Genomic DNA, 12,576 nt, shown 5'->3' with positions numbered 1-12,576 from the left:
CATCCGGGTCCGACAATCCACCCGGACAGCCCGTCAGGTGCCGGTACGGGGGCGGCCGGCACCTGACGGGGGTTCGAGGGGGGCGGGGCTCAGGAGCAGGTGACCTCGTTGCCGGGGACGTTGAGGATGCCGGAGTCGCTGGCACCGCCGGACTGGTACTCGTAGTAGATGTACGTGTAGAAGTCGATCCGTGCGCCGGAGCCGCAGGCCGAGTCGGAGGCGATGGCGTAGGTCAGCGTGACGGTGGTGCTGCCGCCGGCCGCGACGGGCACGGTGTGGTGGACGATGCCGGTGGTGGCACCGGTGTCGCAGGCGCTGACGTTGCCGCCGCAGGCCGAGAACGCGTACTTGAGACCGGTGAGCTGGGTGGTCGCGTACGTCGGCTGGATGGACTGGTAGACGAACTGCACCGGGGTGTTGTGGGGGTTGGTGAGGGTCAGGGTCAAGGTGACCGAGGAGCCCGGGGTCGCCGTCGCCCTGTCGGCGCTGACGGCGAGCAGCGGGGTGTCGGCCTGGGCCGGGGCGGCCGAGAAGAGCAGACCGACCACGAGGGCCAGGATCGCGGCAAGTCCGAAGCGGCTCACATGTGTTCTGCGCATGACCATGGAGCGTAGGGCGCGGTGCCGCCTGCGGCGCCCGCCTCCGCCCCGGCCCGTACTGGCATATGACAGCGGAGCGGACGCGGCGGGCCATTGCGTACGCTCCGCCCTCCCGCCGCGCCGTCCGGACGCCTACCCTCCGCCTCTACCCGGACGGCTGCCGCCACCCGGGCCGGCGGGCGCCCGGCCCCGGCTCAGACGGGCGGCGGCAGGATGTCGCACAGCGCGGCGAGGGCGGCCGGGTAGGCGTGGTCGGGCGGGGTGGCGTAGCCCACGACCAGGCCGTCCGCGGCGGGCGTGGTGTCCGGGTCGGCCAGCGGGTGGCGGTAGTCCGCGAGGCCGTCCACGGCCAGCCCCCGGTAGGCGGCGGCCTTGAGCACCGACCGCTCGGTGCCGGGCGCGAGCCGGAGCACCGCGTGCAGACCGGCCGCGATCCCGGAGACCTCGATGTGCGGGGCCCGGGCGGCGAGGGCCGCGACCAGTTGGTCGCGGCGGTCCCGGTAGCGCCGACGCATCCGCCGGACGTGCCGGTCGTACCCGCCCGATTCGATGAACTCGGCGAGCGTGAGCTGGTCCAGCGCGCTGGCCCAGGCCTCCCGTTCCCCCTTGGCGGCGAGCACCCGGTCCACCAGGTGCTCGGGCAGCACCATCCAGCCGAGGCGCAGGGCGGGGGTGAGGCTCTTGCTGACGGTGCCGAGGTAGACGACCCGCTCCGGGTCCAGCCCCTGGACGGCGCCGACGGGCTGGCGGTCGTAGCGGAACTCGCCGTCGTAGTCGTCCTCCAGGACGAGACCGCCGCGCCCGCGTGCCCAGTCCACCACCGCCGCGCGCCGGGCCGCGTGCAGCGGCCCGCCGGTCGGGAACTGGTGGGCGGGGGTGAGCAGCGCCGTCCCGATATCCTGACGGTTCGTCAGTTCACCGACCCGTGCGCCGTTCTCGTCCAGCGACAGCGGCACGGTGGCCACCCCGGCGGCGGTCAGCAGCGCCCGGTGGAAGGAGAGCCCGTACGCCTCGACGGCCAGCGGCCCGTCGACCCGCCCCGGCAGCACGGCCCCCGCGCCGTCGAAGAGCAGTCGCAGCGCGTGGGCGAAGCCCGAGCAGACGACGATGCGGTCCGGGTCGGTGCGCACGCCCCGGGCGCGGGCCAGGTAGTCGGCGAGGACGGCGCGCAGCTCGCGGCGGCCCTGTGGGTCGCCCGGCCCGAAGGCCTCGTTGGGCGCGGCGGTGAGGGCCCGGCGCCCGGCGGCGAGCCAGTCGGCCCGGGGGAAGGAGGCCGCGTCGGGCTGGCCCTGGCGCAGGTCGTGGGCGGGCCGGGGCGGCGGCGACGGCCGGCGGGTCCGGGCCGGGGTGACGGGCTCGGCGCGCTCGGCGACGGTGGTGCCGGAGCCCTGGCGGGCGGTGAGCCAGCCCTCGGCGACCAGTTCGGCGTACGCGTCGGCGGCGGTGTTGCGGGCGATGCCGAGGTCGGCGGCGAGCGAGCGGTAGGGCGGCAGCCGGGTGCCGGGGGTGAGCCGGCCGCTGCGGATCGCCTCGCGCAGGGCGGCCATCAGCGCGGCGCGGCGGCCCCCGGCGGCGAGTTCGAGGTGCAGGTCGCTGCCGGTCTTGCGCGCGGTGGCGGCCCTGGGCGCGGTGCCGGTCCGGGGAGTGCCGCCGGTCGGGCGGGTGTGCGTCCGGGGGTGCCCGACCGGGGTGTCCGTCATGATCACGTACCCTACCGGGCGGGTCGTGACCGGCCGCCGGCCGATACGGGCCGTGGGGCGCGGACCAGCTCGGCCGGGCAGAGACCGTGTTCCGATCCTGCGCTATTCCTCCCCCCGGGCCGGTCCGCGCCGGTAGCATCTCGCCCGCCCGGGAGAGTTGGGCTCGAGGCGGGACCTGCGCGCAGGCCCTCCGCCGGGATGTCGTGATCGCCGAAGGGGTGGGGCTCGTGGAGATCGGGTTGGCAGACGCGGTGGCGGCCGTGCGCGATGAGCTGCTGGAGGCCGCGGCGCGCGGGATCGGCCAGGACATCGCGTTCGCGGTGGGGCCGGTGGAGATGGAGTTCGAGGTCGAGCTGCGCGCGGACGCGAAGGCCAGGGGAGGCTTCCGGGTGTGGGCGGTGACGGCGGAGGCGGAGGCCGGGGTCTCCCGCGGCCGCACCCACCGGGTGTCCTTCACGCTGACGCCGCGCACCGCCGACGACCAGGACGTGATCATCCGCGGGTCCGCCCAGCGCCCCAAGGGTCCCGGGCCGGTGGGCGGGCGCATTCCTGGCTGACCCCGCACCGGCGGACACGGACGCGACGAGCAGGTGGAGGGGTCGGGGTGGAACGCGAGCGTGTGGTGACGGTGGAGGGCCCGGACGGGCCCGGATCGGGCTATGTCATCGGCCCGCGGCTGGTGCTCACCTCCGCACACGTCGTCGGCCGGGCCACGACGGTGCGGCTGTACCGCCCGGGCGAAGAACCGCTGTACGACGGCGTGGTGGTGTGGTGCGGTACGCCCGGGGAGCGCGACGACGCCGCGCTGGTGCTCGTGGACGACGGGCGGTGGTACCCGCCCGGCGGCGCGAAGGTCCGCTGGGGGCGCCTGGCCACCTCGCGCCCACGGCAGAAGTGCGAGACCTGGGGCACCCCTGCCGTGGCCCAGCGCCCCGGCAGGGCGACGGAGGCCGGGCAGCAGACCGGAAGGATCAACCCGGGCAGCGGCTTCGTCGGCAACCACTACGTCGTCAGGCTGGACGACCACCCGCCCGAGCCGACCGGCGCGGGGCTCTCACCCTGGGCCGGGCTGTCGGGAGCGGCGCTGTTCTGCGGCGGGATGCTGATCGGGGTCGTCGCCAGTGACATGGCGTACTACGGGCACTCGGCGCTGAGGGCGGTGCCGGCCTATGTGCTGCACCACGACGCGACCTTCCGCGCCGCGTTGGACGAGCACGGCGCCGGCTCGACGGCGCTGGGGCTGGTGGAGTTCCAGGACCTGGTCGAGAAGGAGCCGCCGAGGCCGGCCGGCGGACTGGCCTCTCCCGCGGCCCTGCTGACGGCCGAACGGCAGGTCGTGGACTTCCACGGCCGTGAGGAGCTCCTGCACCGGTTGACCGCCTGGTGCGAGCAGGCGGGTTTCGGCGCCTGGCTGCTCCACGGCCCCGGCGGGCAGGGCAAGACCCGCGTGGCGCACGAACTCGCCCGCCGGCTGGCCCGGCGGCCGCTCCCGGAAGGCTGGACGGTGCTGTGGCCGCGGGCGAACGCGGCACCGACGGACCTGGCCGCGCTGTGGGAGGTCACCGGCCCCCTGCTGGTGGTGCTGGACTACGCGGAGACCCGCCTCGACGAGCTGTCCGCCCTGCTGGCGGCCGCCGAGGAGCACGCCGCGCCGTTCAGGCTGCTCCTGCTCTCCCGCACCGCCGGGGACTGGTGGAACAACGCGAAGGCCGCCCATCGCATCGCCGAGGAACTGCTCGACGGCGCTCCGGTGGTCGGGCTCCCCCCGCTGGAAGCCGCGCCGGCCGACCGCCCGCGGACGTACCGGCGGGCGGCCGAGGCGTTCGCGGCGGCGCTGCCCGGTGTCAGCGGACATCAACGGCCCGACTGGCCGGCCCTGGCCCGCGCCCTGCCCGTCCCAGTCCTCGACCGCGCGGGGTTCGACAACGCCCTGACGCTGCAGATGACCGCGCTGGCCGACCTGCTGGACACCGTCCGGGACTCCGCCGACGACCCTCCTGATGCCGCGCCGCCGACGACGACCGGGGAGGCGGCCGACGTCGAAGAGCGCATGCTCGTGCACGAGCGCCGGTACTGGCTGAGGAACGCCACCGCCCATCGGCTGCGGCCACCGCTGACGGACGGGGCACTCGAGGACGCCCTGGCCGCGGCCCTGCTGGTCGGAGCGGACGACCGTGAGCAGGCGGCCGAGGTCCTGCGGAGGGTGCCGAGCCTCGCGGACCAGGGGGAGCGCCGCGAGGCCGTCCGGTCGTGGATCACCGCGACCTACCCGCCGACCGGCCCCGGCCCCTGGGGCGCCCTGCAGCCCGACCGGCTCGCCGAGCACCTCGTGGGCCGGCGCGTACAGGCCGATCACTCCCTCGCCCACCGTCTGGTGCCCGCTCTGGACCGGGCCCGGGCGGCCCGGTTCCTGACGCTGCTCACCAGGGCCGGCGCACACCCGCCGCTCCGCGGTCGGCTGGACGGCCTGATCACCGACCTGTGCACCGGCAGTCCGGCCCTGCTGGGCCCGCCCGCCGTCGACGTCGCCACGCAGGTCGAGGCACCCGAACCGCTGCTCACCGCACTGCACCGGCTGTCCGACGACCCCGACACCCCGTTGTCGGACCTCGAGTCGCTGGCCGACCGCGTTCCGCTGTCCTCCTACCACCTCGCTCCCCTGGCCGTGCGTCTCCTGGAGCGGATCGTCGCCGCACAGCGCGCCTCCGGCGTGGACGGTTCCGACCGTACGGTCGCGTTCGCCACCAGACTGCGCGAGCTCTCCAAGCGCCTGATGGACGTCGGAGAGCCGGACCGGGCGCTGGCGGCGGCCGAGGAGGCCGTCGGGCTGCTCAGCCGGGCGGCATCGCCCCGGACCGCTGCCGCCCGCACCGAACTGGCCGCCGCCTGGAACAACGCCGGCGTCTGCCTTCGCGCGCTGGGGCGGCGGCGGGAAGCCCTCGCCGCGGCGACCGAGGCCGTCGGCATCCACCGGCGGCTGGCCGCGACCGGGATCTCGTCCGACGCCATCCTGTCGAACCACGTACAGAGCCTCAACAGCCTGTCCGACACCCAGCGGCAACTGGGCGACGCACCGGGCGCCCTGGAAACCGGCAGGGAAGCCGTCGGGATCCGGGAGGGACTGGTCCGGTCCGGGGCGGAAGGGGCCCGGGCCAACCTCGCGCTGGATCTGAACAACCTCGCCATCCACTGCCTGGACACCGGGCAGCGGGAAGAGGCGCTGGAGACGATCGACCGGGCGCTGGAGATCCTGCGGCCGCTGGCCGAGGAACACCCCGACACCTTCCGCCCCGCCCTGGCCGTCGGCCTGAACACGAGATCCAACTGCCTGTCCGAGATGGGGAGATGGGAGGAGGCCCTGGAGGCGGTCCGGCAGAGCACCGCCATCCGCCGCCGGCTCGCCGAAGGGCGCCCCAACGCGTTCGGCCCCGGGCTGGCCATGACCCTCAACACACTCGCCATCGACCTGGCGGCCCTCGGGCACCACGACGAGGCCGTCGAAGCGGGCCGCGAATCCGTCGCACGCTACCGGATCCTGGCCGAGGCCCAGCCCGACGCGTTCCGCGGTGAGCTGGCCATGAGCCTGAACACGCAGGCCAACCAGCTCGCGGACACCGGAGATCCGCACGGCGCCCTCACCCTGGCCGAGGAAGCGGCCGGTATCTACCGCGAACTGGACGAGGCCTCCCCCGGCGTCTTCGCCATGGATCTGGCCATGGGTCTGACCACACTCGCAAGCCGGTTGGACGACGTCGGGCGACACCAGGAGGCCGTGGAGAGGATCGAGGAGGCCGTCACGATCTACCGGTCGCGGCCGGCGAAGCACTCCGAGGTCGTCCGCCCCGACCTCGCGGCGTGCCTGAACAACCTCGGCGTTCATCTTCGCGCACTGGGCCGGGCCGAGGAGGCGCTGGCGGGGATCACCGAGGCCGTCGAGATCTCACGCGGTCTCGCCCGTACCAATCCCCGGGCGTTCCGGCCCGCACTCTCCCGGTATCTGATCCACCGTGTCCTGTGCCTGCGGGACTTGGGCCGGCTGCCGGAGGCCGTGCCGATCGTGCGGGAGGCGGTGGCGGTCGAGTTGCAGGTGGCCGCGGCCGCGCCCCTCGCCCGGCTGCCCGAGTCGGCCTCCCGGCTCAGCTCGCTCTCCGGCGCGCTGACCCTGGCGGGACAACGGCACGACGCGCCCGGTGTGACCAAGGAGGTCGCGAAGCTCCGCCACCGGCTGGCGAAGGACGATCCGCAGACGCACGAACCGGAACAGGCCGCGACGCTCGACCTGCTCGGACGCCAGCTCGCATCGGTCCAGCGGCACGCCGAGGCGCTGGCCGCCGCCCGGAAGGCGGTGACCGTCCGGCGCCGGATCCGGGCCCGCGCCGACACTCCGGCCCACCGGGCCGCTCTCGCGGCGTCGTTGGGGAACCTCGGCGAGTACCTGATGCAGGCCGGGCAGCGCGGCAAGGCGCTGCCCCCGATGAAGCAGGCCGTCCGTCTCTGGTGCGAACTGTCCGAAGCCGACCGCACGGCGCACCAGCCCGTCCCGGCCCTGGCCCTCGTCCTGCTCGGCTTCCTCTTCTTCGGCGCGGGCCGGGTGGACGAGGCGGTGAGGACCGCCCAGGAGTCGGTGGACGCCTGTGACGCTCTCGCCGGGCTCGATCCCGCACACGGCCCGTTCCTGTCCGTCGCGCTCTGCGTGCACGGCGTGATCCTGACCGAGCTGGAACAGCGGGCGGCCGCGCTGCCTCTCCTCGAACGCGCGGTGCAGGCCGCCCGACCGCTCGCCGAGACCGGTCCCGCCCCCTACCGGACCATTCTGGCCTCGGCATTGAGCGGGCTCGCCCAGTGCCTGGCGGAGGAACCGGAGTGGCCCGAGGAGGCCTTGACGTACGCCCAGGAGGCCGTCGCCCTGCTCACCCCGCCGGCCGAGGCCGACCCCCTCGTCCTTGAGGCCGACCTGGCGCGGGCACTGCCGGTCCTGGGCCTCTGCCTGGCCCGGGCCGGACGGCACGGCGAGGCCGCCGGGACCACCGAACGGGCGGTCGAGGTCTGGCGCCGCCTCCGGGACGCCGCCCCCGCCGCCCACGAACTCGACTTCGGCGCCGCCCTGCTCGCGTACGCCAGGGCCCGGCTTCTCGCCGGAGCACGGTCGGCCGAAGCGCTGGCGGCCGTGGACGAGGCGCTGGCCGTATTCCGCGGTTTGGGTGCCACGGAACCCACGCTGGTCGAGCGGCAACAGCGGCTGGCCCTGGAGACCCGAACGAAACTGATCAGGCGTTCGACGTAGCGGCTCTTCGGAGCTGGAGCCGCATGACGGCCCGAGCGGTCCGGCTCCTGCATTGGGGTCGGATTAGGACGCCAATCAGGTGGTCGCTAAATAGGCTCATGACTGGATTCAGGGGCTGCCTGTTATGTCTCCGGACATGACCAACACCAGGAAGTACCTCGCCGCCGTCGGCCTCGGCGCCGCGCTGGCCATCACCTGCGCCGGCCCCTCCTACGCCGGCGACGGCATCGTGCGCGGCGGCCACCACGGCCACGACCACGGCCACTCGGGGTTCGCCCCGTCCGGCACCACCTGCGCCAACATCGGGGAGGGCGCCCACGCCAACGGTGTCGCGGCGGGTTCGCCGGGCGTGCTGTCCGGCAACCAGATCCAGATCCCGATCAGCATCCCGATCAACATCTGCGGCAACAGCATCGACATCATCGGCCTGTTCAACCCGGCCGGCGGAGGCGGCAACGGCGGCGGCGGGAACAACGGCGGGGGCAACAACGGCGGGGGCAACAACGGCGGGGGCAACAACGGCGGCGGGAGCAGCGGCGGCAACAGCTGATCCAAGCCCAGGGCCCACCCCCGGCCCACCCGCCGGGTAGGCACCCCGTTCCACCGACCAGAACCCCCAGCAACCCGAAGGGCTGCGACCCCGGCATCGACGCCGGGATCGCAGCCCTTCCGTCCTGTCCGGTCGCGGGCGGGCTACGGCACCACGGTCACCGGCCAGCGGCCCGCCTTCACCAGGCGGACGGCGACCGAACCGATCACCCGGTGCCCGGCCTGCTCGGAGGCGCCGACGACGACGGCGTCCGCCCGCAGCTCGTCCGCCATCCGCGCGAGGCCGGTGTACGGGTCACCGCGGACGGTCAGGAAGCGCCACTCCAGCTGCCAGACGTGGCTCAGCCGGTGCTCGGCCTCGCGCAGCGCGGCCAGCAGTTCGTCGGCGATCTCCTGGGTGGTCTCCTCCACCACCGCGCCCGCGAGGGCGGTCGCCGCCCCGAGCACGGGCTGGACGTACGCCACCGCGAGGATCGCGTTCTGCCGCCGGGCGAGGCCGGCCGCATAGGCGGTCGCACGCCAGGAGGAGTCCGAGCCGTCCAGCCCGGCCATGATCACCTTGGGCCCGTCGGTCCCCAGCTCGAAGCCGGCCGGCGCGACCGCCTGCTCCGGCTCCTCGACCCCGCCGACGGCCCCTGCATCACTCTCGTTGCTCATGGCCCGAGGCTATTCCGGGCACGGCACGTGAGGGGACGGGGCACGACGGGTGAGGGCTGTGGTGCGGGCCACCCCGGGCGGCCGTCGATCTTGGCCGGGAGGGCCGATTCGGACACGGACGGCCGGAAGCCCGTCACGCGGCGTCGACAATGTGGGCGGCCTCACAGCGACTCGCACGTGACGCAGGCCACTTCCAGGGGAGGTTTGATCTTCGAAATAGGGACATTTCGGTCCAAATTAGTACATTTCCTTGATCCATACCCCCGGTAACACCCCTCTGACGTGGCTAAACCTGTAAATCCTTGAAACCTCCACCGGGGCCCCCGTAACTTCGAACTCGTTGCACCGAGCGAAACGCTCCCGAGGGCCTCACAGCCCCGGAGTTCGGAACGGTGCCGAACCACGCGAGTGACGTGATCCCCGAAACCGACGGCCTTCCGAGGGCCTGGTTCCGCGCGCTCGCAGACCCCCTCCGAAAGGAACCCCATGACCTTCCGTAACGAGACTGCCGCCACCACCACCGCCACCAAGCGTCGCAGCCGCGTCCGGATGGCTCTGATGGCCGGGGCGCTGACCGCCCTGCCGGTGGCCGGCCTCGTCACGGCCAACAGCGCCTCCGCCGCGCCGGCGTCCGTCTGGGACAAGGTCGCGCAGTGCGAGGCGACGGGTAACTGGGCCATCAACTCGGGCAACGGCTTCTACGGCGGTCTGCAGTTCACCTCCAGCACCTGGGCCGCCTTCGGCGGTACCGCGTACGCCTCGCAGGCCCACCAGGCCACCAAGGCCCAGCAGATCGCGATCGCGGAGAAGGTCCTCGCCGCCCAGGGCCCGGGCGCCTGGCCGATCTGCTCCGTCAAGGCCGGTATGAGCAAGTAAGGCCCTCGGCGCACCGCGCCACGACGACGCCGCCGCACCCGACCGTTCAGTCGAACCGGTCGGGTGCGGCGGCGTTGTGTCGTTTCCGGGGCGTTTCCGGGGCACTTTCAGGCGGCTCGCTGGCCGTGGAGGAGGAGGGGGAAGCGGCGCGGTGCGGTGGTGAGGGCCTCCCGGACGCGGGCGGCCTGGGCGGGGCTCATCACGGTGGGGAGGCGGCGGGGGTCGACGAAGCGGTGGCCGAGCAGGCCGCTGCGGTGCTGGGGCGGGACGGTGATGCGGGCGGCTTCGTGGTCGCTGAGGGTGCCGCCGTCGAAGACGAGGTTGAGGCGTTCGAGGTAGCGGTCGGCGGGGGTGAAGTCGACGGCGAGGAGGTGGGTGGGGCGGCGGTTCAGGCCGGTCTCGGCATGGAGGTGGCGGGCGGCGGCCTCGTGCGGGGATTCATTGGCGCGGGCGCTGCCGCCGGGGAGGATCAGGCCGTCCATGAAGTCCGGGTCGATGAGGAGGACGCGGCCGCGCGGGTCGCGGAGGAGGACGAGGCAGCCGAGCCGGCAGACGGGCGGCTTGGCAAGGAGTCGGGGGTCGCGCACGGTGGGGGTCACCTTCTGGTGCTGGTGCTGGCTCTCGGGTGGGGACGGCGGGTTCGACTCCGGCGGCTCCGTCGGCGGGCCCAGGCCTCGGTCACGTTCATTCCGGTCATGAGGGCGGTGGCGAAGAACAGCCACCAGACCAGGCGGGCAACGGCCGGCTGCCCGGGGTCGACCAGGGCGGAAGCACCGTGGGCGATGCCGAAGGAGGCGAGGAGCACGAGGGCGGCGGCGAGGAGCTCAGTCCTGGTCGGCTTGCCGCTCATGGAGCAGGCCCTTTCGCAGGAGTTCGGTGATCCGCAGGACCTGGGAGGTACGGGCCGAGCCGAGGTTGATCAGGTAGGCACCGGTCAACCGCCCGTAGTCCCAGTCCACTTCGAGGGAGGGCAACTTGGCGTCACCGAGAGCGAGGACGGCCGTCAGCTCCTCGACGGCGAAGGCGGCCTCGCGGCGCTGCTCGGCGGTCGCCCGGTTGAGGATCGGCCCCATCAGACCATCTCCCGGTGCGACTCGAACCCCCGCCAGGCCTTCTCCGCGACGGAGAAGGAGGAGAAGCCGCTCAGCGATCCGTCGCCGTCTCTCAGCCCCTCCCCCGTGATCTCGTTTCGCACCCGGTAGAGCCGGGCGGCGGGATCCCAGCGGATCCCGTAGCCGTGGAGGTTGGTGGACGGGTCGTCCGGTCTGGGCTGAGTCTGGGCATGGTTCATGGGAACCCTCCGCTTACGAGCTTTCACGTTCTGTGCCCATGGTGGCCTGTCGACAGCTACCATCGGAAGCGAAATTGGTTTTGACTTTCCGGCTGTCCAAGTTGGGGCAATCATGGTTAACCGCAAGGAGCTTGATCCATCCTCAGGCCGGTGGGCGCCCTTTGGGGTGCAACTTCGCAGGTCACGCGAGACAGCCGGGCTCACGCAGGCGCAGTTGGCCGCGTGTGTCGGGTTCCACTACTCAACGGTCTCCTTCGCCGAACTTGGCACGAAGCAACCCTCGCTCCGCTTCGCTCGTGCGGCTGACCAGGCCCTGGGGACACAGGGCACCTTGGCCCTCATGTGGCAGCAGGCGAACAACTCGGCCGGTCTCGCCGAGGGATTCACAGAGTTCACGCGCCATGAGGCGCAGGCCACTGAGATAAGGCTGTTCGAGATCGGCATCATCCCCGGCCTGTTCCAGACTCGGGCCTATGCCGAGGCCGAACTGGGAGGCACGGTGGACCTTGGCGAGATCACTACCGACCAGGCCGAGGAGCGACTCGACTTCCGGTTGGCCAGACAGAAGCTTCTGACTCACACCCCTCCACCCCTCATCTACGCCGCACTGGATGAGAGCGCCTTGCGATGGCAGCTCGGCGGCCCGGACGTCATGGCCGAACAGCTTGAGCATCTCGAAGAACTAGCGGAGGAACCCCACATCCTGTTGCAGGTCGTGCCGTTCACCATGGGAGTGCTCAGGCCCTTCCGGTCGGCTGTCACCTTGCTGACCATTGGTGACAATGGCCAACTGGCTTACACAGAAACGCTGCACCGCGGTTTCCTGGAGCGAGATCGAGCAGCCGTCATGACCTGGCGCAGGCGCTACGATCGTCTCCAGGTGGACGCGCCTCCCCAGGCAGAGTCCCTGGCCATGATCAGAAGAATCCGGAAGGAACTGGCACCATGAGCTCCAGCCTCGACCTGTCATCCGCCCACTGGGTGAAGTCCTCCCACAGCTCCGATGGAGGCCAGTGCGTTGAGGTGGCACCCAACTACCCGAACGCTGTGCCCGTTCGCGACTCCAAGAACCCCCACGGTCCCGTCCTCGTCTTCCCGGCCGACGCCTGGCAGTCCTTCGTCACCGCCGTCCGCGCCGACGACTTCGGACCCGCCTGAACACACCACACCCAGGCGCCACTACCCCAACCGGGGCGGCGGCGCCTTCCTCAACCCCACCAACAAGCCCAACCACCCCCAACCCAGCCGCAATCGCCACACCCTGGCGGCTTGGCGCAGACGCTACGATCGACTCCAGGTCAAAAGCCCGATGCGACCCACGCTCTTGGACATGATCAGTCAGACCCGGAAGGATCTACCGACATGACGCTCGACCAAGCAAACTGGCGCAAGAGCACCTACAGCACCGACGGAGGCCAGTGCATTGAGGTCGCCGACGGCCTCAGCGGAGTGATTCCTGTTCGGGACAGCAAGGACCCGAACGGTCCCACCCTCGTCTTCCCGGCTGACGCCTGGCAGTCCTTCGTCACCGCCGTCCGCGCCGACGACTTCGGACCCGCCTGAACACGCCACACCCAGGCGCCGCCACCCTGACCGGGGCGACGACACTTCTCTCAAAGC

Annotated in this window: 14 protein-coding genes and 1 pseudogene; 8 read left to right on the top strand and 7 right to left on the bottom strand. The window is 72.6% G+C overall.

Features of this window, described 5'->3' with window-relative positions; all coding sequences use genetic code 11:
- Positions 1-89 precede the first annotated feature (89 nt).
- Both ACIP82_RS07450 and ACIP82_RS07445 read right to left on the bottom strand, forming a co-directional pair.
- A complete protein-coding gene (locus tag ACIP82_RS07450) occupies positions 90-599 on the bottom strand; it encodes a hypothetical protein (protein ID WP_363614500.1) in 510 nt (169 codons plus the stop codon).
- A gap of 194 nt (positions 600-793) precedes the next feature.
- Positions 794-2,299 carry a PLP-dependent aminotransferase family protein gene (locus ACIP82_RS07445; RefSeq protein WP_400651827.1) on the bottom strand — a complete coding sequence of 502 codons (1,506 nt, stop codon included), beginning with the start codon at positions 2,297-2,299 and terminating at the stop codon, positions 794-796.
- Between the two features lie 239 nt (positions 2,300-2,538).
- Here ACIP82_RS07445 and ACIP82_RS07440 point away from each other — a divergent pair, with 239 nt between their 5' ends.
- The 3 genes from ACIP82_RS07440 (at position 2,539) to ACIP82_RS07430 (ending at position 8,133) form a co-directional block, all read left to right on the top strand.
- Positions 2,539-2,856 (top strand): trypco2 family protein, encoded by a 318-nt coding sequence (locus ACIP82_RS07440; protein WP_400651824.1) that lies wholly within the window; start codon positions 2,539-2,541, stop codon positions 2,854-2,856.
- Positions 2,857-2,903: 47 nt separating this feature from the next.
- Complete coding sequence (locus ACIP82_RS07435) at positions 2,904-7,583, top strand: tetratricopeptide repeat protein (RefSeq protein WP_400651821.1); 4,680 nt, start codon at positions 2,904-2,906, stop codon at positions 7,581-7,583.
- A gap of 136 nt (positions 7,584-7,719) precedes the next feature.
- Positions 7,720-8,133, top strand: a complete 414-nt coding sequence (locus ACIP82_RS07430) for a chaplin (protein WP_400651819.1) — start codon at positions 7,720-7,722, stop codon at positions 8,131-8,133.
- Between the two features lie 143 nt (positions 8,134-8,276).
- Here the strand turns inward: ACIP82_RS07430 and ACIP82_RS07425 are convergent, their stop codons facing one another.
- On the bottom strand, positions 8,277-8,684 hold the full coding sequence (locus tag ACIP82_RS07425; RefSeq protein ID WP_363614516.1) for a universal stress protein: 408 nt from the start codon (positions 8,682-8,684) through the stop codon (positions 8,277-8,279).
- A gap of 591 nt (positions 8,685-9,275) precedes the next feature.
- Here ACIP82_RS07425 and ACIP82_RS07420 point away from each other — a divergent pair.
- Positions 9,276-9,665, top strand: a complete 390-nt coding sequence (locus ACIP82_RS07420; RefSeq protein WP_400651816.1) for a transglycosylase family protein — start codon at positions 9,276-9,278, stop codon at positions 9,663-9,665.
- A 107-nt stretch (positions 9,666-9,772) separates the two neighbouring features.
- Here ACIP82_RS07420 and ACIP82_RS07415 read toward each other — a convergent pair whose 3' ends face one another.
- Genes ACIP82_RS07415 through ACIP82_RS07400 form a run of 4 tightly spaced genes read right to left on the bottom strand, consistent with a single transcriptional unit; the run spans position 9,773 to position 10,956 of the window.
- On the bottom strand, positions 9,773-10,252 hold the full coding sequence (locus ACIP82_RS07415; protein WP_400651815.1) for an NUDIX domain-containing protein: 480 nt from the start codon (positions 10,250-10,252) through the stop codon (positions 9,773-9,775).
- An 8-nt stretch (positions 10,253-10,260) separates the two neighbouring features.
- Complete coding sequence (locus ACIP82_RS07410) at positions 10,261-10,515, bottom strand: hypothetical protein (protein ID WP_363614512.1); 255 nt, start codon at positions 10,513-10,515, stop codon at positions 10,261-10,263.
- The gene (locus tag ACIP82_RS07405) at positions 10,490-10,738 is read right to left on the bottom strand and encodes a hypothetical protein (protein WP_400651811.1); all 249 of its coding nucleotides are present in this window, start codon (positions 10,736-10,738) and stop codon (positions 10,490-10,492) included. The genes ACIP82_RS07410 and ACIP82_RS07405 overlap by 26 nt, the downstream gene beginning before the upstream one ends.
- Positions 10,738-10,956: a hypothetical protein gene (locus ACIP82_RS07400; protein WP_363615304.1), complete on the bottom strand. Its 219-nt coding sequence runs from the start codon at positions 10,954-10,956 to the stop codon at positions 10,738-10,740. Before ACIP82_RS07400 ends, ACIP82_RS07405 begins: the two co-directional genes overlap by 1 nt.
- On the opposite strand from ACIP82_RS07400, the pseudogene ACIP82_RS07395 reads away from it, so the two are divergent.
- The 4 genes and pseudogenes from ACIP82_RS07395 to ACIP82_RS07380 form a co-directional block, all read left to right on the top strand.
- Positions 10,955-11,278 (top strand): annotated as a pseudogene (locus ACIP82_RS07395) (helix-turn-helix domain-containing protein); the annotation flags it as partial. The gene ACIP82_RS07400 and the pseudogene ACIP82_RS07395 overlap by 2 nt on opposite strands.
- An 18-nt stretch (positions 11,279-11,296) precedes the next feature.
- Positions 11,297-11,905: a DUF5753 domain-containing protein gene (locus ACIP82_RS07390; protein WP_363615315.1), complete on the top strand. Its 609-nt coding sequence runs from the start codon at positions 11,297-11,299 to the stop codon at positions 11,903-11,905.
- A complete protein-coding gene (locus tag ACIP82_RS07385) occupies positions 11,902-12,114 on the top strand; it encodes a DUF397 domain-containing protein (RefSeq protein WP_363615306.1) in 213 nt (70 codons plus the stop codon). Before ACIP82_RS07390 ends, ACIP82_RS07385 begins: the two co-directional genes overlap by 4 nt.
- A 204-nt stretch (positions 12,115-12,318) precedes the next feature.
- On the top strand, positions 12,319-12,519 hold the full coding sequence (locus ACIP82_RS07380) for a DUF397 domain-containing protein (protein WP_363615308.1): 201 nt from the start codon (positions 12,319-12,321) through the stop codon (positions 12,517-12,519).
- Positions 12,520-12,576: the final 57 nt, after the last annotated feature.

Origin of the sequence: Kitasatospora sp. NPDC088548, assembly GCF_044753005.1 — a bacterium.
Lineage (GTDB): Bacteria > Actinomycetota > Actinomycetes > Streptomycetales > Streptomycetaceae > Kitasatospora.
The sequence above is the reverse complement of the archived record's forward strand: the minus strand, read 5'-3'. Positions and strand labels throughout refer to the sequence as shown.